The organism is Acidovorax sp. GW835-FHT14G06 (assembly GCF_058793595.1).
The window spans coordinates 1-22,667 of record NZ_JBXAGA010000024.1; the positions used below are offsets into that span (position 1 = coordinate 1).

The window sequence follows — 22,667 nt, forward strand, 5'->3', positions numbered from 1 at the left end:
TTACGCCCCTACACCATGCGAATCATCCAACTGCTTTTGCTTGTGCTGCTTACTGCCTGCGGTGGTGGCGGCTCCCTGTACTCGGACGGATCGCCCGACTACTACGATTTCAACTACCAACCCGAGCTGGACGAGCCACACTATGCGCTGGGCCCAGGCGTCACGCTGCAGGCCCGCATTGTGTGGGACGGCGAGCCAGGCGCGCCCATCGAAACCACCCAGCATGTGCCCATGGGGTTCGTGCAGATCACCGACCCGAACACCGTGAAGAATTTCGCGCGCCAGCCCATCTGGACGCACGGGGCAGGTGCTTTTGTCGGCGCTGACGGCCTTGCGCTGGAGCTGTGGAGCCGCGTGGATGGCGTGACCGTGGGCACGTTCTGGACACAGGGCTCTGGCCGGTGCATGTTCAACACACTGGGCACGGCTGTCGGGACGGAATATTGCCTTGACCCCTCACCCAGCGCCAGGGGGTATCTAACCTCAGCGCCGGAATTCAAGCTCAAAAAGGGCGTGCCGTACATCCTCACGGTGTACCTGAACGAATCCGCCCCCGGGTGGATGGTTCTGCGCGCCAAGCTGTACGAGACACGCCGATTCGATGAAGTGGTGCAGGTGCAGGAAGGAATGGTCGGCTTCGAGAAGGCCCGCCACTTCCCGGACGCAACCCAGCAGCTACGGGCGGCGATTGCGCGGACACCGGGCTCCATTGGTGAGCCGGTGGTGAGTTACGAGTTCCTGGGCGATCTGATCGCCTGGGAGGATACGGGGCGCAGGTTCAGCGCTAAGGAATCTGAATGGATGAAGGGGGAGTAACCATGACCGAATATCTCAACACCACAGAGCTTCACCAGTTGACAGGGTACGCGCGCAGGGCCCAGCAAGGCGACTGGCTCAAAGAGCGCAGCATTCCGCACAAGGTGGACGGCGGGCGCGTGATCGTGTCGCGCTTGCATGTGCAGGCGTGGCTTGAAGGAAAGCACACAATCAGCAGCAACGGCCCGAACTGGGCCAAAGTTGCATAGGAGCCGCCATGCCAAAAGCCACGAAATACCCGCGCCTGCGGACCCATGTACGCCGTGGCAAGGCGGGCCAGGTGTACGTGTACTACTCTTACGACATGCGCCCGGACGGCAAGCCGGATATTCCGCTTGGCAAGGACTACGCCGAAGCAATCGCACAGTGGTCGGAGCTGTACCACAAGAAGCCCCGCACCATCGGGCGGCTGCAGGAGGCTTTCGACAAGTGGGAGTTGCAGGAGCTGCCAAAGTACGACAGCGCGGAGACGAAGAAGGGCTATGCTAAGAACCTGCGCATGATTGCACCTGTGCTGGGTGGCATGACATGGGACGAAGTCACATTGCCCATCCTGCGCGAGTACCTTGACAGGCGATCGGCCAAGACGCAGGGCAACCGGGAAATCTCGCTGCTGTCTATTGTGTGGGGCAAGGCCCTGCTGTGGGGAATGACCCGTTTGCCGTGGCCTGCTGCGGGCGTGAAGAACTGGAAGAACCAAGAGTTCGCCCGAGAGTTTGAGGTGACCGACGCCCTTTTTGCTGCTGTCTATGCCGAGGCCGATCAGGTGCTGAAAGACTGCATGGACATTGCCACCGCGACGGGTATGCGATTGACGGATGCCCGCACCGTGCGGATGCCCGTTGGTGGCGTCCTGCGGCACAAGTCCGGGAAAACGGGAAAGTGGGTGGAGTTTGATGTGTCGTCGTCGCCCGTACTGTCTGCCCTGGTGGCACGGCGCGAAGCAACGAAGGCGTATTGCACCATGCTGCTTGCCACCGATACCGGGCGACAGGTGACGATGACCATGCTGCGGGGCAGATGGGATGATGCGCGCGACCGCGCTGCGCTCAAAGCAGAGCAGACGGGCAACAGGGAGTTTGGCGCGCAGATCAGGGCGATGTACTTGCGCGACATGCGCAGTCGTGCGGCTGATCTGGCCGGGGATATTGGCGAGGCGACGAAGCTGCTACAGCACAGCAGCCAGCGCCTTACGGAAAAACACTACCGCAACAGGGCGGAGCAATTGAGGGCAGTGAGATGAATGTCAAAAATGTCTCAGATGCAGAGTTGTATGCTGAGTTTCAGAGCCGAAATCAGTCCCGGCAGAAGTTAGCCCGGGCGGCTGATGTTGTGCGCGAGCATGGAGTATCTGAAGCTTGGCAGGGGAAGAAAATGACTGTGTACCAAAGCCGCGCCGCCTGCCAGTTCATTTGCGACGCGCTTGGTATTACTTCCGATGCGTTCGCTGAAGCCATTTTTCAACATGCCAAAACCGTTTCCGCAACGCCACCCGCTCCCAGTGAGGATTGAGCGATTCCATGCGGAAAAAACAGGCCGCAAACCCGCATGGTTAAGCCATTTCGCACGGGGACTCAAAATCCCCCGCCGCAAGGCGTGCCGGTTCGATTCCGGCCCCGGGCACCACCGGCTAATTTCGCGGTTTCTTTCGATTCTCGCCGATTGCCGGTTTTCCAATGTAGATCAAGCACTTATGGCGATTTCTGGCCCTTGCTGGAAGTCGCCATTTTTGTTTTTCTTCGCCGGTTATTGATACAGTCTCCCCACGGAATTACGCATGGTGGGGAATACGAATGGCATCGATCAAGCCGCACGGCGACCAATGGCGGGCGCAGGTGGCACGCAAAGGCGTACGTAAATCAGCAGTCTGGCCGACCAAGCGCGAGGCGGTTGCCTGGGCGAACCGGGTTGAGGCTGAGATTGATGCAGGATTGCAACGCGGCCACACGCTGGCAGAGGCGTGCACCAAATACATTGAAACCGCATCTAAAGCAAAACGTGACGCGGTGGCGTGGGAGACGCTGAGGCTGAAAGCCTTTCAGGCGCATTTCGGAGATGTCACGCTGGCGTCCATCACCAGCGAAATGATTGGAGAATGGCGGGACAAGCGCCTAGAGACCGTCACAGGGTCCACCGTGCTGCGCGAGGTGAACCTGTATCGCAACATGTTCGCGTTAGCCGTGGAGGAATGGAGATGGCTGGACGAATCGCCATTCAAGGGCGTGCGGCTCCCGAAGGAAAACCCGCCCCGGGAACCCGTGTGGCCCTGGCAACTGATCAAGAGGGTGTTGCGCGCGCGTCGGGTGGACAAGACTGCTGAGATGCAAGCCGCTTTCAGGATCGCTTTGCATACCGGACTACGGCTGAAAGAGATTCTTGGGTGCTCGTTCGACCCTCAGCGAAACGTGATCATCATTCCGCCGTCCAAGACAGATAACCGCCCTGTCATAGTTCCAACAGTCGCCCGGGCACGTAGGGCGCTGATGAACATGCCGAAGTTCACGGTAGGCCCTAACGAGGGCAGTACGCTGTTCAGCTCATTACACAACGAATTGTTGATTGAAGGATTGACCTTCCATGACACTCGGGCCACGGCATTGACGCTGCTTGCCCGGAAAATGGATGTGCTGACCCTTGCCCGTATATCGCGCCACAAGGACCTGAACATCCTGATGAAGCGCTACTACCGAGAAACCCCGGAACAGATTTCAGCGCGGCTGTGAGGGCCACGCATCACAAAGGAATGAGCATGAACGCAATGCAACAACTGAACGCGCCTTTTGTGACCGAGGCGCTAGCGTACTTGGACCGCTATGAACTGCCTCCAGAGGCATTTCAGAACGTGCGTGCATCACTTGCGCACAATGCTTGCAAGGAAGAAATAGCGCCCTACATACGGCAAATTGTCCGCATCAAGAGTTTGTGTATTCCTGGCTGGATATTGCATAAAGATGGTCGCATGGAGTCGAATGGCGACGGCATGACCGACGCAATGCGCGAGGTCGTGGAGCAACTACAAGCCCGAATCGGGGAAATCACGGCGCGCTATGAGCGGATGTTTGAGGCCACGCCTGCTGCAACCCCTGCACCTTGTCCTGGCAGTCCTGATACTGCCGAATCACGCCCGCAATCCAAGGCGCAATAACCCGGCCTGTCGTGCCCGGGATGGGCTCAAGGTTTGGGCAGCTTGAGGCCAGGTTGGCCGGGATCGGCGGCGCGGGTGATTTGACCGTTGAGGACGCGCAAGCCGTCATCATCAAGGCAAGACTGCAGATACACAGGACGCTCCACAACCTTTTCCAGGGTGACAGTGACAGTGCGGTATCGTGTTTCATTGGTCGTCCTCTTGTCCTCGAAAGTGGCGCTTGCCGTGTGGGCGCGTTCCAGTTGCCGTTGACGCTCTTTGGCCTCTTGCTCGATGCGTTGTTTGTCTGCTGCGTCCCAGCGCCAGCCCTGCGTCTTCCACCCGCCGCCGAAGCCCACCGCCAGCGCTATCGAACATGTAGCGACGTAGGTGTAAAGCATTAGTCATCCCACCCTTCTGGCACTAAATCGCTTGATCCACCGCCGATTGCGCAGCCGGTGAGACTTGCACTGAGCAAAACGGCGGAAATGAGTACGGTGAGTTTCATGATGTAGCTCCTTCACAAACGGCTCTTTCAGCCGCGCGACGACGGACCAGGCCGGGTAGCTCTTTCCCGCCCGCCAGGGTCCAGCGGGACAACTCAGCACAGGCCCCGGCCATGTCTCCGGCGTTGGCCCTGCGCGCCAGGGTGGAGCCGCAGAATGCATTGGTGCCCACGTTGAACGCGAACGACAGGAATGCGGCCTTCTGCCCATCGGTCAGCGGTCGTTTCACGCAGTCGATGGCATCGGCGTGTTTGAGCAGATCGCCCATAAGTTGCGCCTCGCATTCCTCCTTGGTGAAGGTCTGCCCCATGCGAAGCTCTGGCCCGGTGTGGCCGGTGCAGCTGGTGATGATTCCGATGGGGTCACGGTAGGTGCGCAACACAGTGCCCTCAAAGTGCGCCACCAGCGGAACGGCCAGAGCAACAGCCCCGGCGCCGATCTTGGCGGCGAGTCTTTGGCGCGGGGTCACTTTGGCTGCACCCCGGCTTTGAGCGCTGCCCAAAACGCTGCAATTGACGCCCCCATCCCCACCACGTACCCAATCGGTTTTGCCGCCTTGCCGATCCAGGTCAGCACCTTCATGGCGCCCTTCCAGCTTTCGAACACATCCAGCAATTCGGCGGTGTTGGCCTCAATGCGTTTGGTAGCGTTGGTGTTCTCTGCAAGCTCCACTCTGAACTGCGCTTGCTCCAGTTTGATCGCTGTCACTTCATCCGTAAGGGAGTCCATGCGTTTGTCTCCTTGCGCGAGTTCCTCGGCAACGTACTGTTCAAACTGTTCATCGGCCATTGGCCCTCCCTGTCGATGATTGGTTGTCTGTCCCGTTGCTGCTTTGGCTCGGGTCGTGGAAAATGAGCCCTTTGCGGGCGTAAAAAAGCCCGCTAGGAGCGGGCATGGATGAAGTCATATCCAGCTGGATCAGGGCGTCAGGCATCAACCCGATCTTGTTGGGCTACCTCGGGGCGTTGGTTGTGCTGGCCTTAATTGACCGGTGGCGCAGCAAGTAGCCCACCACTGAACCCAATCGCGGGGTTCAGCAGGCCGCGCATGACCGGCTCGCGCGGCTGAACGGCCAAAAGACCCGGCGCCACGTTCTGGGCGGCGCGTTGTTGGATGGAGACGTTGATGTTCTGCAATGGCTGGCCCAGAAACGTTTGACCGCCTGGAATCTTGTTTAGCAGATCAATGCCCTTGCCAAGCAACAGCGCCCCGGAGTTGCTGTTGTTCACCGCAGAGCCCACCGGCTGGTTCTGCATGTAGCTCGCCACCCGACCCACGGTGCGCAGTTGGTTGACTTCTTCCGGGGTGAAGAACAAAGCCAGCTTGCGGTCGCCGATCTGATTCAGAGCTTTGTTGTAGGCCGACTGGCTGAACTTCCCCACCTCATCCGCCGCGCCGCCCAAAGACTTTTCTTTCAGGTGCGCCAAGATCGCGTTTTTGACCTCTTCAGTCGGGGCATTGCGCGCCACCGCCGAAGCATCCGCCACACTGCCGCGAATCACGAAATTCTCGACAAATTTGTCAGGCTGGGCGCCGTTCAATGCCGCCTCAATGGGGCGTGCGCTTTCTTGCCAGCCGAAGCGCTGGCGGGCCGCGTTACGGGCCTCATTGAACGCATTGATGGACTCTTGGCCCAATTGCATCGGCGACGGCGGGACCGTGCCAGGAACCGAAGGCAGATTGCCTGGGTTGACCGTGGGAGCCGACATAAGCGGCGTTTCATCCAGTGCCTGGCGCACAAGCCCGAGCGCGTGACGTGCGCTGCCGTCCGATGTGTTGCGCTGCAGCGTGGCAATACGAGTTTTGAGCTGCTCAGCAATGTCAACGTTAAACGGCATGGGGATGGACCCATGCATGCCCTGTGGCTTGGCATTGTTGGCGATCCAGTTAACCATGCTCTCTACGTCTTTTGGCAGAGCGCCTCCGACCATTGCGTCGTCCAGCAGTTCGCTCACGCGCGTTGAGAACGCTACACGATCCAAGTCCGCCGCGCGTCCGCTGGTGTCCCGCGCCTGCTGATACAGACTGGTGACGCGGCTTGCCATATCGGCATCCCGGCCTTGAATCGCGCCAATGGCCTGTTGTCCAGCGCGGAATGGGTCGCCCCGATTGGCGCCGGATTCGTTCATCACATCGATCAGGCGGGTGTTGTTCTGGTTCTGCACCCGGGCAAGGCCCTGCAACCCACCATCCGCAGAATTGGCGCCCATCTTGGCAAGGTTCATCTCCTGCGTGATGCGCACCGGGTCTTGCGTGACCATGCCACGGGTCGGAGTCGCCCCGATGGTCTGTAACTCTGCCAGGCGGCGCACGGCGGCTGGGTCCAACTCCTGGCCTGCGCGTAGAGCGTCTTGCATCTGGTTGCGCAGAGATTGGCGGGCACGTTCCGGGACCTGGCTGTAGTCCATTCCGGCACGCTGCAGGACGTTGCTGATCTGCACGTCCATTTGCTGCGGCGTGAGCTGGTTGAACAGGCGTTTCCCGGCGTTCACAGCAGCATTGGCAGCACCAGGAACCATACCGCCTGCAACCCCGCCAATCAGCGCAGCGCCTGCCTGTTGCATCTCATTGCCGCCACCTTCGCGCGACAAGCCGCCCATGGTCCCAGCCCCGACAGCCCCGGTCATTTGCGCCGTTGGGTTTGCGGCCATCCCGGCGCCGACTGAGCCGACCATTCCAGGCAGTTGTGCGGCAGCGCGCGAAGCGCCCAGCACCCCGCCCGTACCAGCGAGCAGGCGTGTTGCATCACCCACAACCCGTTCCTGCGAGGTTTCCGGCTTGGGCAGTCCCACGGTGTCAGCCAGGCCAGAGGCGATCTCGCCAAGTGGTTTTGTCTTGATGCCCGCCGCGCGCATCAGGCCAGCAACAGGCTCTGTGAAGATTTGGGCGGCTTGTGCTGGGCCTTCCAGGGCATAGCGGGCCGTCAGGCCAATCTGGCGTGGGATGTCGGACAGGCCACGATTGAGCGACTGACCCGCTTCTTTGACCGGTTGCGCAGCCGGTGCGGCCTGCAGCCACTCAGAAGGCACGGCCATGCCGTTGCCCTGCAGTTTCGCCACCAGATCGGCCTTGGTGGTGCCGTCCGGGACGTTTTGGATGATCGTGCCATCAGGCAGGCGGACGTCCATTATTTGAGGCTCCCAAAGTCAATGACGTTTCCGCCTGCTGCGCCACCTTGAGGTGACTGCACAGTGAGGAACGGGGCCACCGCTGCGGCATTGGGGTTCTGCAACAGTGGTTGCACGTTTTGGTTGTGCTGCTGAATGCGCGCCTGAGCGGTGCGGCGCGACACGGCGGAAAGGGTTTTCAGCTCTGGCAGCGTCATGTTGATGTCGCCGGATGCAGCCTTGCGCAAGATGGCCCGCTCACTCTCGGTGATCTGGCCTTGCCCCTTCATCTGGCCCGCTGCGTCAAGCTCAAGCTGCGCCATGGCCTGCATGGCGGCGCGGGTGTTCTGCAAAGTCTCCTGCGTGTTCTTGCCGCCGAGGCCCAATTGCGTGCCGAGCTGCAAGGCGATCTGCGCTGGCGCTGTCGCTGGGCCTGCCATGATTTTTCCGCTGTTCAAAGCCGCGTCGAGGTTGTTCAGCGTGCTGATCGTGGAGGCGGCACCCTTGGCGGCAGACAGAGATGCGTCAACCTGCTTGCCAACACCGCCAGCGATCTCATTCAACAGACTCTTTTCGGTGTTCACTGCAACGTTGTTGTTCACGCGCGCGGCACCGGCAGCGGCCTTGTTCAGCTCGTACTGCTGATAGGCGCTGTTGGGGACAATGGAGCCATCGGCGCCGATTTGGAATGGCTTGTTGGGGTTTGGGATGGCGCGATTGGCGTTGTTCTTGTCGAATGGATTGACACCGACGCCCTCCACAAACTCCAGCTTGTCGCGTGGTTCAAGGACGCTGTAATCCTTGGTCTGCGCGAACTTGGCAAGCGAGGCTGGCGTGTAGGCCTTGGGATCGATCTTGTCCACCGGCAGCTCTTTTTGCATGGCCTGCATCAGCTGCAATCCGCGTTGCGGGTTCACGGACATCATGGCTTGTGCGTAACCAGGCATGTCAAACGATGCGGGCATTCCCGCGCGGCCAGAGCTTGGAAGGATGCCCGTCGAAGCATCGCCAGCAAGAGGCGCCAAACCTGGTTCGCCAGGCTTTAAAAACTGCCCCGCAAGGGCGTTTTCTTTGTCTTGCTGAGACCATTCCTGCATCTTGCGGTCACGTTGCACTTTCATCCATGCCGCTTCTTGCTGTTGCAGCTTGGCCTGATCCTGTTGGGCCATCACATCACCCAGCCCGCGCAGCTTTGGAGAAGAAGCCGCCAGCAGAGACATTCCCAGCCGCGCGCCCGGGTCGCTAAATGCAAAGTCCAGCAGCCCGCCGCCAGAGGGTTGTGCGGTTGCAAAGTCGAGCAATCCCATGCTTACGCTCCTGCGCCTTGGCGCTCCGAATCCATGTATGCCTGCAGAATCTGCTGTTGCTCGCGCTTCTTCTTTTCGTCCTCGGTTTCACCGGCTGGTGGTTTTGCCACGCCGATACCGTTGGTTGCGGTGTGCGGGTTCAGTTCCTGCCAGTTCAGCTGCCCGTACTGCTGACCTTGAGGAATGGAGAAGATGCCAGGCGACAGCAGGCCGGTTTGCGCCATTTGCTGGGGCTGGGCTTGGGAAAGCAACCCGGCAGGCTGTGAAGGCATGCCGCGCTGGTAGTTCGTGCCCATCAGACGGTTGGCAAACTGCATCAAGCCGTTGTTCTGGCCTCGGAATGCATCGAGGTCGGAGAACGTGTTTTGATAGCCGGTCTGCTGCAGGCTGTTCCAAGGGTTTTGCTCTTGGTAGTTTTGCAAGAGCTGCGCGCGGTCCAAGGTGTTGGCAAGCGGCTTTTGCGCTGGACCCCATGGGTCTTTGGTGGCTGTTTGGCCGCCGCTTTCGCCGCCGCCCATGAGTCCGCCCACCACTGCGCCAGCGACGGGGCCGAGAATTGCTGATGGCATGTTAAAGGTCCTTTTCCATAGTGATGTAGCGGAGCCGGTAATCGGGCCGTTTGCGTTGGCAACCAGGGCGGCCAGAGAAGTAAGAGCGGACACAGCCAAGCGATTTCGCCCAGTCGTTCACTTCATCGACAAGGGCGGGTTCATAGACGCCAGCCGAATAGGCCAGATGCACCGCCAACCCGTTTTTGGTGTTCTGGACCTCTGAAATCAGCCAGTAGTCATTCAGGCGCCAGAGTTGGGCCTTGTCTTCTTTGCACAGCGCGATCCAGTCATCGACGTTGGCAACGTCAGAATGAACAAAGGCCGGTGCAAGTGCTGCAGCGGCCTCTGGTGGGATGGTGGACGGCGTGTAGTGCATCACGAGCCCTGCGACCAAGGCGACACATCAACGCCGTTGTACATATTGTTGGAGTTCCCGGGGCCCCAGCCGCTGTTGCTGCCCTGGCTGTTCCACCACTTGCCCAGGCTGCTGCCCAGTTGCGCGCCGCCGAGAGCGCCCATTACGGGGTTGCCGCTCTGTCCGCTCTGCGTCTGCGAGCCATAGCCTTGACCGATGCCGTTGTAGAGCTGGCCGTACTGGTTGAGGTTGTTGAAGGCGTTGTTGTTGATCTGCGAACCGTTGGACAACCCCAGTTGGTTTTGCTGGAGTTGGCGGTCTTGCAGTTGCATTCCGAGTTGAGCGCCTTGCAGGCCCCACTGGTTGTTGTCGTTGGCAATGCTTCGATCGAGGTTGGCGTACCCCAGGCCCAGATTGCCCATGCCGAGGTTGTAGCTGAGGTCTTGGCCGTAGAGGTTGCCCAGCAGAGTGCCCACGGCCTGGCCGGTGTTTTGCTGCAGGTCGTTGGCTGCGTTGGCCTCCAGAACACCTTGGCGAGAGCCGCCGTAACCACCGGTAGCGATGGCGCTTTGGGCGATCTGGGGTTGAATCTGGCGCTGGAACTGCTCGGCCATTTGCTGGGCGAGTGTCCCGGCCATTTGTCCCGCATAGGGGTTCTGTTGGTAGGTCGAGGTCATGGCCCCGCCACCAGTGGAACTGCCTTGGTAGGGGGTGGCCTGTGCGCTGTTGGTCGTGGTGGGCCGGGTGGAGCCGTATTGCACGCCGCCTGGCTGGTTGAGCGACTGCGTACCCGCACCGAACGCGCGCGAGTTGTTGTAGGCCATCGGGCTACCCGCAACAATGCCATTGGGCGTCCAGCGGTTTTTGGAGATGAACTCGGTGACGTTCTGGCGCTTGCCATCGACCCCGATGCTCCCCGGCCCCTGAAAGTAGTTCATGTACTGCAGGGTGGGGTCATAGCCGAAACCCTCCGCTGCCAGTAGTTCATTGGGGTTCTGGCGGTAGTAGTCCGCAACCCCAGTGGGCAGGGTGTTCAGGTCGGTTTTGACAAGCCCGGAGCCGTCGGTGGAGAACGCCGACTGGCCGCCTTGTGTGATGCGGCCCCAATCCTCTGCGTACTGAGGATTAGCAGCAAAGAATGCATTCGTGGCGTCACGATCCTGCATGAAGCTGCCGCCCGCTGCACGCATCCAGTCGGGTGTTTGGTAGTTGGCCCCAAAAGTGCCGTTTGCGCCTTGGCTGTAATAGTCAACCATGATTTCTCCTTAACCCAGCTTGTTCCATGAACCGTTGTAGTAGCAATAAACCCCAGCACCTGCGCCGGGGTTCCAATACACGCCATCCGCTAGCACTTCCGTACCTTCACCAAACTTTTCTGGCGGGCGCGTTAGCTTTTCGCGTCTGATGAAAGCGATTGGCTCTGTCTGTGATCGCGCGATGCGGTACAGCTCTTGCTGTAGATAGACACCGATCTGAGACGGGTCGAGCGGTGGCGCCGATGGGATGTATGCAGCCATCAGAATTTCCCTGTTTTCACAAGATCAGCGTCCATCGCCCGGATGCGCCACGGGGCAGCGCAGGAGATGCGCAGCGCGAGGTAGCGGCCCTGTGCGAAGAAGTCGGCCTTCTCGTCCTGGCCGACCACAAAGGACACCGGAGTGCCCCAAATCGGCACCCCATGCGGCACAGAAGCAGCTCCAGGTGTGAACGTGACCACTGAGCCTGTCGGGGCGTCAATGCGGGGCCATACACCGCGCATGAGCTTGTAGGCTTGTGCATCGTCAAAGTACATCCCGGTGCGCTCTAGCGTCCCCACGACCGGATTCACGCCATCGTCAGACCCCGAGGCGTCGAACGCTGCAATCTGCGTGAGCTGCGCGAGCAACAGGCGGGCCTCGTTGGGGGCGTAGGCAGACTCGCCCCAGGTGGTCACGTCCAGATCCCAGGCTTCGTTATCCGATGCCCAGGTGCCTTGCGTGATTTCGTCCACCTGGCCGACTGCGCCGTATGTCGTGTTACCAATGTCCCGCAGGCCCCAGGTCTTATCGATCCAGTTCCACACGGCGGCCTTGTTGCAGGTCGAGGAACCGGTGAGCGGGAAGCACACCAGCACCTCGTTTCGTTGAGGATTGGTGGTGACAAACGCCCGCTTGTAGTTGGTCGAGTCGATGTTGTTGAAGATGAACCGGCGCACCTGTCCATTGGCAATCGAGGTCACGCCCTGGCCGGTGTTCAACACCACATCGCCCGGGGTGAGCACGACATGGCCCACCGGAGTAACCGCACCGCACCCACGGGCCAGCATCCCGGAGTCTCCGGGCAGTCGCTGAACCTGAAAAATCAACTGCGATGGGATGGACCGCAGGACGTACATGGACCGCTCTTTGTAGATAAAGAGCGAATCACCCATGGGCAGTGCATCGACCAGGAAATCAGGCGTTTCTGCAATGTCCAACTCACCAGCTTCGCGGGTCAGGTCGGTTTCATCCCACGAATCAGGGATGGCTCCGGGCACTGCTGCGACGGACCACTTGACCAGGTTGCGATTGCGCGTGCCCGACTTGGTGACGTCGAGAGCTACCAAGTAGTTCTTGAACGGGATGATGACCTGCGCCGTCCATGCGGCGTTCCAGCCGGGGAGTGTTTGCAGCTTCTGCGCCCCACCACCCCAGTATTGCGGTGCATCGACGCCGTTGTTCATCACCAGCACACCACCGAGAACACCACCGGTCCAGCGGTCATCAATCGCGCCGGTGAAGTTGTTCACCGCAGCGCCCGGGCCGATCAGACGACCAACGCGGGTTGCGCTGGTCACTGGGTCCACCGTGAGGGCATAGGTGAACGTGGTCGGGCTGGTCACCGTGATAGACACGTTGGGGACGTTGAACGCATTTGGCAGCGCGCCGTACACCGTGACCAAGTTACCCGTACTCAACCCATGGGGCGCCGAGGTGGTCAAGGTCGCCAGGGCAGAGGTTGTCCGCGCAATCGAGGCAATCGCAATCTCAGCCAGTCGGGTCAGCTCCACCCGTGCAACACCGTTGTCCGCAAACACCCTTTGCAGCCCTGCATGGACGAAATACCGCGTGGTATTGGTCTGGTAGGGGGTGATGTAGTACGGCGTCACCGTGGGCGTGTTGAACGTCTTGGCGAGCCCATTGAAGCGCTGCGCAAAGCCGTTCATGAACCGCATATTTGTTGCGGACGACCACACCCCGGCCTGCAGTTCTTCCGCCGACAGGTCGGCATTGATCCCCTTGCCGAGATCGGGGAGCTGCACGAGCGGCATTAGCTGGTGAACTCCACAATGCGCAGCCAGCCAGAACCACCAGCGCCCGAGGTGCGATTGAAACCACCCGTACCAGCGATACCACCACCGCCGCCGCCCGTGTTGGCCGTGCCCGATGTGGCCGTGCCAATGGCGTTGATGACCAGCCCGTTACCGCCACCATCAGATGCGCGGCAATGCAGCGGGCCGTAAGACCCAGCACCACCACCACCTCCAGCACGCCCGCGATAGCCAGGACCGCCACGCGCAGAAATGGTGTCTGTGGTGTCTGTGGTGAACCCGCCTTGCCCGCCCGCACCATTGCCGCCACCGCCAGAATTGGAGCTTGTGGCAGTAGCGCCACCCGCACCACCTGCAGCAGTGAAAACACCGCCCAACGTGGTGGCAGTGCCAGCGTTACCTGCGGCATTGCTGGTCGACGACACTGCGGCCCCGCCAGTCCCGATGGTCACTGCCAAGGCAGTACCGGCCAAGTTGACCCACTCGCAGCGGTATTCGCCAGCATCACCTCCGACACCACCCGAGGCGGAGTTGCGGACCGACCCGCTACCGCCGCCGCCAATGCCTTCAACCAGCGCCCAGCCCGCAGAGACAGGGGTGAAGGTGCCGTTTGCAGTGAACTCGGTCACCTTGGGCTTGCCGCCACCAGCGCCCCAAAAGTCTGTGTATGTGGTCATGCTTTTGCCAATCCAGGGTTAGAGCCGCCCGCGTAATAGACAACCTTGCCCGACGCGGTGAGGGTGTTGAAGTCCATCAGTCCGGGCGACTGGCCTTGCAACTTGGTGGACCCAAAATCCACCGCGCCAGTGATGAGGCCGCCGCTGGCGTTGGAGAACGCAATGGCGTCACGATCTGCCCATGAGGTGGGCAAAGTGAGCTTGCAAGAAGCCTCAAAGATGTAGTGCACCCCGGGTACTGCCGTGGTGTTGGTACTGATGCGCTGGGGCTTGAGTTCTGGGTAGGCCCAACTCGCAGAGGTGCCGTCAGTCGATGTGAACTTGTTGGCGTTGCCTGTCTGGCCGGGAAGCGCAGAAGAAAACGCCACACCAGCCACAAACGCAGTCGATGCGGGCTTGTTGGAGCTGTCGCCCGCTGTCGCAGTGGGGACGGTGATCGTTGCCCCGGTGAAGTCGTGCGTGCCGGTCCAGACCTGGCCGGTGATGGCGCCTTTGGCGCTGATTTGCGCCTGAATCGGGGCACTGACACCAACCAGGTAGTTGTGCTCTGCTACGGTTGCCAGCACTGCCGCAGCCGTGAAGTTCGGCCACTGGTTCTGGATGACTTGCTTCTTCAGGCGAATGTGGTTGTCGCCTTCGCTCTTGGGGTCGCCAGATGCTGGGAGGCTGGGGTCCAGCTGGGAGATGTAGGTTGCTGATTCGACGGTCATTAGATGAGCCTCCGAGCGTCTTGCATGATTCGAAGCTGAGCGCCCGAATGCTTGTTTCCGTCGTCCTGTGCTTGCAGGCTGTTCATCACCGAAGCAAAGCGAGCCAGCTCACGCTGTGCCAGCTCATCGTCGCGGGTGTAATAGCCCACCTCTGCCAGGATGGCGGCGATATAGACTGCTGGCGCGTTGTTGGTGAGCCAGTTGGTGTCGCTGTCTGCTACCAGTGCCGGGAAGGCGGCGTAGTAAATGATCTCGACGTCCTGCGAGAACGAGGGCGAGAACACCAACGAATTGCCCCGCAGAGAGAAGAACGATGGAGAGCCGGAGGCGTTTTCTTGCTCGCCCATGTTTTCCAGCGGCTTGAAGTCCAGCGGCTTTTTGTAGCTAGGAGACATGACCACGCTGACGCGCTTCATCTCCAGGAAATCAGCAGGCAAGGTAGCTGACGCAGGGTTAACCACTGTCAGCATGGACGACAGCCGCAGCGGTGGGACGTCGCCCTCGGATGCTCCTGTGTAGATGCGCTGTTCTGCCATCTCCAAGAACATGGGCATCAGCGATTCAAGATCGGTCGGGCGGTGTGCATACGCCGCCACCGCGTCCTTGATCTGCCGCCAGGTCATCGCCATGGTCAGAAGTCCTCAAGCGGCATGATGTTGACCTTGCCGGAGGCTGTGCCTTGGATGTGTGCGATGTGCGTGTGACCACCCACGGCCAGGATCACACTGTCGGCTGGTTGCACAAGCAAGCTGTTCGCAGTTGCGGCGACAGATGCGCCACCCATCTGGACATAGCTCTCATTGGTGGCCGCGATGCGCACGTACAGAGGCTTTGCCCCTACAGAATTGACCGGCACAGGCACCGCAGCAGATGCCGCCCCGGTAGTGGCGGTCGTGCCATTGACTGCAATGGTGATGACGTCTTCGCGTTTCATACTTTGCCCTTCCAGATGCGGAGGTCGGCGTAATCGGGGTCGTTCAGAAAGCGCTTCCGAACCTCTGGGTCGGTCATCCACTGATGCAGCGTGATGCCCTTGACGTTGCAGTAGTGCTCAATGACTACTGGAGGGATAGAGGCCACTACGCGGGCACCTGGGCGCCCTGTGAAGCCTTCGTTGGACAAGGCTTTGTTCCTGTCCACAATCGCACCGACGTTTTGCGTGCGAGTAATGACGAGTTGCTCGTCTTCTTCTTTGTAGAAGGTCTGTACGGTCATAGAAAAAGCCCCCCAAGGTTTCCCCTGGAGGGCTCTTTAGTTCAGTGGTGGATTACTGAATGTCGCGGGTCACAGCCATGCCGCGCTCTTCACGGACTTCCAGCGCATATTCGCTTTCGATCATGAAGTTGCGGGCCGAGCCGATGCGGGCCAGCTCCTGGTCTTCCATATCGCGCAGGACAGCCAGGGCGCACAGATCGGGGTCGATGTAGTACGCCTCGCGGGTGCGCTGCATCACACGATTAGGGACAATGTCCAAGTCGCCGAAGTCGGTCTTGATCACATCCCAAGCGGTGTTGAGCTGCTTGGTTTCGCCCTTTTGGAACTTCGTACCGGCACCGGTGAAGGTGGCCGAGATGTTCTGCTTGATGGATGGGTGAACCATCAGCATGGAGATGTTGCCGCCGTTGGTGTAAGCCGACAGGGCGCCAGCGCGCATCATGGCCTCGGTGAACGTCCGCAGGGTGCCGTCCGTAGGGGCGGTGTTGGTGCCGAAGTTGGGATTGGCACCACCAGCACCGAACGAGCCACCAGTCACCAGCCAGCCACGCAGGCCGCGAGTCTGGCGGGTTGCACCCGTGGTAAGCGTGGGGTTCTCGATCAGCGCCAGCTCCATGTCTTTGCGCAGTTCCTTGCCCTGCTTGATGGTCTGGTAGCGGATTTCCGACTTGCGGCCCGCTTTGGACACACGTTCCTGCGTGTCGGTGATGGAGAAAGTCTTGCGGCTGATCTGCGTCTGGTTGGACAGGCGCTGAGTCGGCGTGATGGCGGTGTAGGTAGCGTCCGCACCTTCTGCCACGGCGTTGTTGGCTGGGGTTGCCAACACGTCACGCTGCCACTCGTGGGTCACGGCGGTGGCCTTGACCTTGTCGATGGCCGAAATCAGTGGCGTGTCAGTGGGGGCGGTGTTGTAGATGATGTCTACGAGGTCTTCACGGTTACCGATGGCCGTGGTCGTACCGAAGCTATTTGCTGGCATGTTGATTACTCCTGCGATTGAGCGAGGTAACGGGCCACATCACGCATGGATCGGCCCGACTTCATGAATTGGGTCTTGGCCTGCGCCGCTTTCGCGCTGCGCCCGCCGTCTTGGGTTGCGGTGCCTGGCTTCTGCGTCTTGGGAGGGACGTTGGCCAGCTTCTCGCGCACGGTTCCAGCGACTTGCTGGCGTCCGTGAAACTTCTCCAGGTCGCGCAACATCAGCAGGACGCGGTGGTCCGTGACGGTGCCAAGCTCCTGCCCGGTCATGCCGTACTTCTGGAGAACTCCAGACAGCCGCTGCGAAAGCTGTGCACGCTTTGCAGGGTCGGCAAACTCGGGAAGGGCCTTTGCGGCCTTTTCATACTCAGCGGCCAGTTGCTGTTGCATCTGTTGCTGCGCCAGGGCTTGCTGGTGCGCGCTGAGCTGCTGCCCGTGGCCCATCAAGTGCTGGAACTGCTGCACCCGTTGGGCGTGCAATTCCCGCTCGATCAGGTAGCGCTGCGGGTCAGTCTGCGCAACCTCCAATGAAGGCGGTTCACCAATCGACTGTTGGTAGAACTGGGCCAACACGGCTTGCGTCTGTTGGAGTTGCTGCGAGAGTTGCGCGGTCTGCTGATAGGCAGCGTGGACCTGCTGGCGCTCTGCGGCTACTTCTTGGGTTTTGCGGGTGTAGTCCGCTCGGAAGTCGCTTTCGAGCTTTTTGACCGCTTCCACAAGAGCCCGAGGCGTTCCTTTCGGAATCTCGATCTCTTTACCGTCCAGTTGGACGGTGGCGCGTTCTTCGGGCTCGTTTTGGTCTTCGTCGTCGGTCGCTACTTCGTCCGATGCGTCATGGTCCGCTTCCGGCTCATCCGGCTCTGGATCAGGCTCTGGCGCATCGGTGGCGGGCGTTTCGCGCGCCTCACTGTGCTCCATGCTCGCGGCGCGTGCCGCTTTCTCTTCTGCCTTAGCTTCTGCCCGTGCCGCGTCTCGGCGGTCGAGTTCTGCCACTGCGTCAGAGACTGAATCAAACGTGCTCGGTGCTTCTACAGCACTGCTGTTTTCTTCACTCATTACTACCCTTTGGGGTCGTCTCTCGACGATGCCCTTGCACCAATGAAAAAGCCGCCCGGAGGCGGCTCTATCGGCTGGGTGCGGTTCAGCCGGTAATCATGTGGCGCTGGCCGTCAGTGGTGACGACGCAATCCACATCGGAGTGCGAATGCACATGGCACCCCACACCCCAAAAACTCCATTCCTGGCCTTGGCCCTTTGTGTGAATCTGCGTCACAACGTGGCCCCGGTTGCTCAGCGCTTCAGCCAGTTCAGCCAGCCGGGAGAACTCGACGACGACGCCACCGCTTGGTTGGTCAGCAGCTTCCCGCTGTCCACCATCGCTTCCACGTAGGTCTTGAACTTCTCCGCTGCGTGCACCATCAGGAACAGCTTTTCGCGGCCTTCCGCGTCTCGGGCTGGGGATTGCTCCCACGCTTTCATCAGGTCCGTTTTCCATGCGTCTAGTGCCTCTGCTAGTACCGGGTTGTCCTTCAATGCTTGCGCGTGAGAGGCCCGGTGGATTTGTTCAAGGTCGGTCATTGGTGAAGCTCTGTTGCGCCCTGCCCTGCTGGTTGATAAGCGCCACCTCGATCTTGGTGCGGTTGTCGGCGTCGGTCTTGTAGCGGTCCAGCTCCAATTGCTGCGCGGCCAACTGGGCGTCGTACTGCGCCTTCATCAGTTCGCGCTCTGCATCGCGCTGATCGTTTGCCGCCTGCAGTTCCAGCTGCATCTGTGTCTCGCGCTGCTTGGCCTCGGCCTGCAGGGATTCGCGCTGCATGGTCAGTTGCGCGTCTGCCTGGAACTTCTGCGCGTCGGCCTGAAGCTCCATCTGCTTGATCATCACTTGCGGAGGCGGTGGCGGCTGCTTGGGTGGCTGAGCATCTGGGAAATACTGCTCCGGTGCGGTAATCCCAGCACCCTCGGCGAACTTGCGAGCGGCCAGGATCGCGGCTTGAGGCGGAATGGCGCCACCCTGCACCAATGGCCCTTGCATCTGGTAAATCTGCGACATGACGGCGCTGAGCTTGTCTTTGGACCCAGTGCCAAGACCCACATTGATGTGAATGTGATAGCCGTCCACCCATTCGCGGGGGTCAATCGTCAGCCACTGCTTGAACAATTCGACCTGCTCGGCCTTGTTCTGGTAGCGGCAAACGCACTTCATCATCTTTTCGAACAGCTCGCGCACCGACTCCGCAGCAACGCGGGCCATCAGCTCCATGCGCTGGTCGGCCTTCTCCGTGATGAGCGAGACACCCGTGGCGGTGGGGTTCAAGGCGTCCGGGGACATACCCTGCGAATAGCGCGTGAAGCCCGTGCGCTGCTCTTTCCACTGCTCGCCCCACTCCACGAACTGCCAGGCGCTTTGATCCAGGCCACCTTGCGGGATGGGCTGGAGAGCATTGAGCGACTTCATGCGGACAACACCACCCGGGCGGTTGTTCAGCAGGTCATCGAGGTTTACTTGGCCCTCGACAATCCCCGTCCGCTGGTTGACCGACAGATACACGTTGTCGGCCACCGCACGCATGAGCGATGTGCGCAGGCGCTGTGGCTGCAAGGCTTGATCCGCTGGGCATTCACCAAAGAACACATGCGGCATCGGGTTGGGGCAAAAGAAGATGAATGGATGGTCGTCCACCTTCTCATCCTCTTTGATCGTGCTGCCGATCATGAACACCCGGCGCCATTCGGGGATGCCGTCGTTGTCCTGGTCCAGCTTGATATAACACTCAGAGCACAGGTAGCGCTCCAGTTCACCGTCTGACTGATCGAAGAACCATGGCGTCTGTGTAGCTGCGCGCTCGATCTGCTCCATGTGCCAGCCATCTTCGGCGGCAACGTTGGTCAGGTCATAGCCATCAGCCTCCAGCTCGGCGCGGGTCTTGTAGAACTGGTGCGCAATGAAGGTCAGCGGCTCGCCGTAACGTGAACGAGGATGAACCCGCATTTCCTCGGGCGGGCAGCCCATCACACGGCAGCGGCCTTTCTTCTCCACACGCTTGACGGTGATATCCCACACCTCCAACGGCTGGCCTTCCACCATGATCTCGCGCGATTCCTGACTGACAGGCTCTACATCCGAGTCTTTCAGCAGTTCCTCGACCTGCTCAGGCAGCAGACCCTGGTAGCTTTCCTCGGCGTCTTCTTCGTACTCTTCCCAAAAGACCTTGCCAAATCCAACCTTCTGAATCAACCCATCCAAGAACCACTGGTGCAGGAAGTTGAACCCGCGATTGCGCTTCCAAAAGAGCACCTTCATGTACTCGCCAGCGATCTTGGCCTGCTCTGCGTACTCAGGCTTGGATGGCTCGCACTCCATGGCGTCCTGCGACTGCACAAACGGGCGCAGGAGCGACGGCAGCATCCAATTGACCGTGTCGGCAACATCGGACGAAACGATGCTGGAGCGGTCTGGAATGTCGGGCGCTGCGAGTTCGCCCGTTGCTTCGGCTTTGTAGTACTGGAGATTGCGCAGACGGATGCGGCTGATCTCCGTTCCGGGCGCACCCAGTGACTGCCGCAGCTCCTTTTCCAGGATGGCGGATAGTTCGGGTTTGCTGTATTTCATGTGCCTATGGGTTATGCGTAGCTCAGCTTTTGATAGCGGATCGCTCCGCCCCATTCGTCGTTGCTCAACTGGTCAGCCACCAGCGCCAAATAGCGGAATGCATCAGCACCGTGGCTGTATGCGTCGTGCAATGGCTGGCCTGGCTCTCTCGTCGTCTGGTTGATGTGTCTGCGGTAGCGCTTCAAGCACTCCACCAGGCGACCTGTTTTGTCTTTGTCAAAGTAGATGCGCGGGAACACCTCTCGCGCAGCCTTGATGCCGGATTCAATGTCCATCCGGGGAATGCCTGGGTTCTGCGTGTCACCTGGTACAGACAGGCCCATCGCCGCCAGAATCTCCTGAGCGCTCTTGCCTGTCTTGAAATCCTTTGTGAACCCGTCGTGTGGCAGGTACTGATTGCCCCAGTTCAGGCCCTTTGCCTTCAAGTCCTGGGCGTAGTCGCTCAGCGTGCGGTGCGAGTCCTCGACGTAGTCAATCACACGGATCTCAGACGCTGACCGCTGGACAAGGATGATCGACATGCTGTCGTTCCAGCCCAAGTCCCACACCCCATGCACTTTCAGCAGCGGGTCGTATGGCACCTCACGAATGCGGCCCTTGCTCTCTGCTCCGGCCACTTCATCAAAATAGATCGCCCCCTCAACCGCTGGCATACAGCGGCCTTCCCAGATGTGCCCGTATTCCTCGGGCTTCATCGTGTTCTCTGCGTGGACTCGCTCAGCCTCCAGCACATCCGGGAACCACGGGTTATCCGTGTAGTTCATCAAGATCGAGATGCAATCTGGCGGCGGGCTCTTGACGAACCGCACATAAGTCTCGTCTGTGTCCAGCTGCGGATTGAACGTCACCCAAATCTCAGACCCTGGCTTGCGGATCGTGGGCAGCAGGACATTCCACGATGTCTTGCTCACCGCGTGGGCTTCTTCAACCCACACCCTATCCACACCCTCATACGACTTGATCGAGTCCACCGTGTGGCTCTGCAAGCCTGCGAAGGTGAACTCTGTCCCGTTCTTGCCCCGGATGACTGTTTGCTGCACCTCGTAGAAGCGGGATAGGCCCATGGCTTCTATCTGGTCGCTCAGCAGCTTGTGCACTGAGTCAGCCAGCGATTTCTGCACCTCACGGGTACACAGCACACGCAAGGGCTTTTGCGCGCCCTCCAAGAGCAGCGCTCTAGCAAAACCCCAAGACTTTCCCGAACCGCGCCCCCCGTAGGCGCACTTGTACCGGGCTGGCTTGAACAGGAAGGCCAGCTTGTCCGGGAACTCGACGTTCATGGCTTGACGAAGCGCACCTCAATCGAGCCGTTCACATTGGCGTTCACATCGGCCTCAACCTGCACCGGCATCACCTTGCCGATCAACCCAAGGAATGCAGACTTACTGCGCGGGTCGCGGGCGCAATCAACCAGGTAATCCACGCCGCCAGCCTCATCCAAGGCTTTGGCAATCATTTCGCGGATCAACCCGGTGTTCTTGTTCGGGATGCCCTTGCGGCTTCCACCTTTGGGCTGTGGCCGCTTGGCAGTTTTCGGCAGTTTGCCGGTGTTTTCTGTGGTCATTGCTCGGATTCCTTACGGCTCGTCCGAAGTGAAGTTACGGCGCAAAATACGCCTATGCAGATTTATTCCAGCGACTTCGGCGCCATCCCATCCACCGGCAGGCCATCGCGCCGCCTGCGTCGGCTGAGCAAGCGCAAGCTCAAAAAGTGGTTCAAGAACCGCTTGGCTGCGGTCTTCAACGCATAAGCGCCCATCGGTCTAGCTCATGCCTGGGCGTTGCCGTTCGCACCTCCCCCTGTCGTGTGGGCATACGAGAAAGAACCGGCTGATTTACCCGTCAGCCGCCATACAGGGTTTATGGTGATCTCGGGTGGCGATAGGGTGCTGGGATCGAAGCCGTGGCGCTAAATGGCCGGGATGGTGTTGGATCGGCCCCGCAAAAGCAAAACCCCGCTAGGCGCGAACCTGCGGGGTTGGAAATTTTGGAGGCACCTCTGCCATCCACGCGCGACTATATCGAAAAAATCGATGCTGTCAACACTTTTTACATGATCCCAGCGCTAAGTAGTTTCCCTACCAAGATAGCCTTGGCTTCCCCCAGGATGCGGGCGCGCTCCAATGGGTCTTGCGGCAGGCGCGGCGACAGCCACACATTGCGCCCGGTGTAGCAGTTGCGGGCGTGGATGTAGATGGCCGAACGGTGTGGGTCTTTCATCTCTGAGACGTTGAAATCCAAAGCGGCCATCTGGTCTTGCTCCACCTTGGCATCAGTGACTTCATATGCGCTGTGAGAGCTGTGCGGGCTCTTGGCATTGCGAAACATGGGGTCAGCTCCGCAGGTAGGGACCGGGATGTATCCCTTGGCCCAGTGGTGCCAGCGGGCGAGTATGTCGTCCAGTATTGCGTGCGAGTCGTTGT

General features: G+C 60.0%; 29 protein-coding genes. 7 read left to right on the forward strand and 22 right to left on the reverse strand.

Annotated elements, in window-relative coordinates; translation table 11 throughout:
* The 6 genes from AC1Q64_RS24285 to AC1Q64_RS24310 form a co-directional block, all read left to right on the forward strand.
* Nucleotides 1-816: hypothetical protein (locus tag AC1Q64_RS24285; protein WP_492253027.1), on the forward strand; the 816-nt coding region annotated here is incomplete at its 5' end.
* A 2-nt stretch (nucleotides 817-818) separates the two neighbouring features.
* A complete protein-coding gene (locus tag AC1Q64_RS24290) occupies nucleotides 819-1,025 on the forward strand; it encodes a DUF4224 domain-containing protein (RefSeq protein WP_492253028.1) in 207 nt (68 codons plus the stop codon).
* Between the two features lie 8 nt (nucleotides 1,026-1,033).
* On the forward strand, nucleotides 1,034-2,059 hold the full coding sequence (locus AC1Q64_RS24295; RefSeq protein WP_492253029.1) for a site-specific integrase: 1,026 nt from the start codon (nucleotides 1,034-1,036) through the stop codon (nucleotides 2,057-2,059).
* On the forward strand, nucleotides 2,056-2,328 hold the full coding sequence (locus AC1Q64_RS24300) for a hypothetical protein (protein WP_492253030.1): 273 nt from the start codon (nucleotides 2,056-2,058) through the stop codon (nucleotides 2,326-2,328). The genes AC1Q64_RS24295 and AC1Q64_RS24300 overlap by 4 nt, the downstream gene beginning before the upstream one ends.
* 281 nt (nucleotides 2,329-2,609) lie before the next feature.
* Nucleotides 2,610-3,539, forward strand: a complete 930-nt coding sequence (locus AC1Q64_RS24305) for a tyrosine-type recombinase/integrase (RefSeq protein WP_492253031.1) — start codon at nucleotides 2,610-2,612, stop codon at nucleotides 3,537-3,539.
* Nucleotides 3,540-3,565: 26 nt separating this feature from the next.
* A complete protein-coding gene (locus tag AC1Q64_RS24310) occupies nucleotides 3,566-3,961 on the forward strand; it encodes a hypothetical protein (protein ID WP_492253032.1) in 396 nt (131 codons plus the stop codon).
* Between the two features lie 26 nt (nucleotides 3,962-3,987).
* On the opposite strand, the gene AC1Q64_RS24315 is transcribed toward AC1Q64_RS24310, so the two are convergent.
* The 21 genes from AC1Q64_RS24315 to AC1Q64_RS24415 all read right to left on the reverse strand — a co-directional run bounded on the left by AC1Q64_RS24315 (nucleotide 3,988) and on the right by AC1Q64_RS24415 (nucleotide 21,809).
* Nucleotides 3,988-4,341, reverse strand: a complete 354-nt coding sequence (locus tag AC1Q64_RS24315; RefSeq protein ID WP_492253033.1) for a hypothetical protein — start codon at nucleotides 4,339-4,341, stop codon at nucleotides 3,988-3,990.
* 103 nt (nucleotides 4,342-4,444) lie between these two features.
* Nucleotides 4,445-4,915, reverse strand: coding sequence for a lysozyme (locus AC1Q64_RS24320; protein ID WP_492253034.1), 471 nt, complete (start codon nucleotides 4,913-4,915; stop codon nucleotides 4,445-4,447).
* Entirely contained in the window at nucleotides 4,912-5,235 is a 324-nt protein-coding gene (locus tag AC1Q64_RS24325) for a hypothetical protein (RefSeq protein ID WP_492253035.1), read from the reverse strand. Before AC1Q64_RS24325 ends, AC1Q64_RS24320 begins: the two co-directional genes overlap by 4 nt.
* A 191-nt stretch (nucleotides 5,236-5,426) precedes the next feature.
* Nucleotides 5,427-7,574 carry a hypothetical protein gene (locus AC1Q64_RS24330; protein WP_492253036.1) on the reverse strand — a complete coding sequence of 716 codons (2,148 nt, stop codon included), beginning with the start codon at nucleotides 7,572-7,574 and terminating at the stop codon, nucleotides 5,427-5,429.
* Nucleotides 7,574-8,860 carry a hypothetical protein gene (locus tag AC1Q64_RS24335; RefSeq protein WP_492253037.1) on the reverse strand — a complete coding sequence of 429 codons (1,287 nt, stop codon included), beginning with the start codon at nucleotides 8,858-8,860 and terminating at the stop codon, nucleotides 7,574-7,576. The genes AC1Q64_RS24330 and AC1Q64_RS24335 overlap by 1 nt, the downstream gene beginning before the upstream one ends.
* Nucleotides 8,861-8,862: 2 nt before the next feature.
* Nucleotides 8,863-9,378 carry a hypothetical protein gene (locus AC1Q64_RS24340; protein WP_492253038.1) on the reverse strand — a complete coding sequence of 172 codons (516 nt, stop codon included), beginning with the start codon at nucleotides 9,376-9,378 and terminating at the stop codon, nucleotides 8,863-8,865.
* Between the two features lie 52 nt (nucleotides 9,379-9,430).
* Nucleotides 9,431-9,787 carry a hypothetical protein gene (locus tag AC1Q64_RS24345; protein WP_492253039.1) on the reverse strand — a complete coding sequence of 119 codons (357 nt, stop codon included), beginning with the start codon at nucleotides 9,785-9,787 and terminating at the stop codon, nucleotides 9,431-9,433.
* Nucleotides 9,787-11,022 (reverse strand): hypothetical protein, encoded by a 1,236-nt coding sequence (locus AC1Q64_RS24350; protein WP_492253040.1) that lies wholly within the window; start codon nucleotides 11,020-11,022, stop codon nucleotides 9,787-9,789. The genes AC1Q64_RS24345 and AC1Q64_RS24350 overlap by 1 nt, the downstream gene beginning before the upstream one ends.
* Before the next feature lie 9 nt (nucleotides 11,023-11,031).
* The gene (locus tag AC1Q64_RS24355; RefSeq protein WP_492253041.1) at nucleotides 11,032-11,283 is read right to left on the reverse strand and encodes a hypothetical protein; all 252 of its coding nucleotides are present in this window, start codon (nucleotides 11,281-11,283) and stop codon (nucleotides 11,032-11,034) included.
* Nucleotides 11,283-13,055: a hypothetical protein gene (locus tag AC1Q64_RS24360; protein WP_492253042.1), complete on the reverse strand. Its 1,773-nt coding sequence runs from the start codon at nucleotides 13,053-13,055 to the stop codon at nucleotides 11,283-11,285. Before AC1Q64_RS24360 ends, AC1Q64_RS24355 begins: the two co-directional genes overlap by 1 nt.
* Entirely contained in the window at nucleotides 13,055-13,732 is a 678-nt protein-coding gene (locus AC1Q64_RS24365; protein ID WP_492253043.1) for a glycine-rich domain-containing protein, read from the reverse strand. The genes AC1Q64_RS24360 and AC1Q64_RS24365 overlap by 1 nt, the downstream gene beginning before the upstream one ends.
* On the reverse strand, nucleotides 13,729-14,442 hold the full coding sequence (locus tag AC1Q64_RS24370) for a hypothetical protein (protein ID WP_492253044.1): 714 nt from the start codon (nucleotides 14,440-14,442) through the stop codon (nucleotides 13,729-13,731). Before AC1Q64_RS24370 ends, AC1Q64_RS24365 begins: the two co-directional genes overlap by 4 nt.
* Nucleotides 14,442-15,071 (reverse strand): phage adaptor protein, encoded by a 630-nt coding sequence (locus AC1Q64_RS24375; RefSeq protein WP_492253045.1) that lies wholly within the window; start codon nucleotides 15,069-15,071, stop codon nucleotides 14,442-14,444. Before AC1Q64_RS24375 ends, AC1Q64_RS24370 begins: the two co-directional genes overlap by 1 nt.
* A 2-nt stretch (nucleotides 15,072-15,073) precedes the next feature.
* Nucleotides 15,074-15,376, reverse strand: a complete 303-nt coding sequence (locus AC1Q64_RS24380) for a hypothetical protein (RefSeq protein ID WP_492253046.1) — start codon at nucleotides 15,374-15,376, stop codon at nucleotides 15,074-15,076.
* Nucleotides 15,373-15,657, reverse strand: coding sequence for a hypothetical protein (locus AC1Q64_RS24385; protein WP_492253047.1), 285 nt, complete (start codon nucleotides 15,655-15,657; stop codon nucleotides 15,373-15,375). Before AC1Q64_RS24385 ends, AC1Q64_RS24380 begins: the two co-directional genes overlap by 4 nt.
* A 52-nt stretch (nucleotides 15,658-15,709) precedes the next feature.
* Nucleotides 15,710-16,636: a DUF5309 domain-containing protein gene (locus tag AC1Q64_RS24390; protein ID WP_492253048.1), complete on the reverse strand. Its 927-nt coding sequence runs from the start codon at nucleotides 16,634-16,636 to the stop codon at nucleotides 15,710-15,712.
* A 5-nt stretch (nucleotides 16,637-16,641) separates the two neighbouring features.
* On the reverse strand, nucleotides 16,642-17,691 hold the full coding sequence (locus AC1Q64_RS24395; protein WP_492253049.1) for a hypothetical protein: 1,050 nt from the start codon (nucleotides 17,689-17,691) through the stop codon (nucleotides 16,642-16,644).
* Between the two features lie 234 nt (nucleotides 17,692-17,925).
* Nucleotides 17,926-18,213: a hypothetical protein gene (locus AC1Q64_RS24400; protein WP_492253050.1), complete on the reverse strand. Its 288-nt coding sequence runs from the start codon at nucleotides 18,211-18,213 to the stop codon at nucleotides 17,926-17,928.
* Nucleotides 18,200-20,245, reverse strand: a complete 2,046-nt coding sequence (locus AC1Q64_RS24405; protein WP_492253051.1) for a portal protein — start codon at nucleotides 20,243-20,245, stop codon at nucleotides 18,200-18,202. The genes AC1Q64_RS24400 and AC1Q64_RS24405 overlap by 14 nt, the downstream gene beginning before the upstream one ends.
* An 11-nt stretch (nucleotides 20,246-20,256) precedes the next feature.
* Nucleotides 20,257-21,525, reverse strand: coding sequence for a PBSX family phage terminase large subunit (locus tag AC1Q64_RS24410; protein WP_492253052.1), 1,269 nt, complete (start codon nucleotides 21,523-21,525; stop codon nucleotides 20,257-20,259).
* Entirely contained in the window at nucleotides 21,522-21,809 is a 288-nt protein-coding gene (locus AC1Q64_RS24415) for a hypothetical protein (protein WP_492253053.1), read from the reverse strand. The genes AC1Q64_RS24410 and AC1Q64_RS24415 overlap by 4 nt, the downstream gene beginning before the upstream one ends.
* 54 nt (nucleotides 21,810-21,863) lie before the next feature.
* Between AC1Q64_RS24415 and AC1Q64_RS24420 the strand changes: the two genes are divergently transcribed.
* Nucleotides 21,864-21,995, forward strand: a complete 132-nt coding sequence (locus AC1Q64_RS24420; RefSeq protein WP_492253054.1) for a hypothetical protein — start codon at nucleotides 21,864-21,866, stop codon at nucleotides 21,993-21,995.
* Between the two features lie 298 nt (nucleotides 21,996-22,293).
* Here the strand turns inward: AC1Q64_RS24420 and AC1Q64_RS24425 are convergent, their stop codons facing one another.
* Complete coding sequence (locus AC1Q64_RS24425) at nucleotides 22,294-22,572, reverse strand: hypothetical protein (protein WP_492253055.1); 279 nt, start codon at nucleotides 22,570-22,572, stop codon at nucleotides 22,294-22,296.
* Nucleotides 22,573-22,667 lie beyond the last annotated feature (95 nt).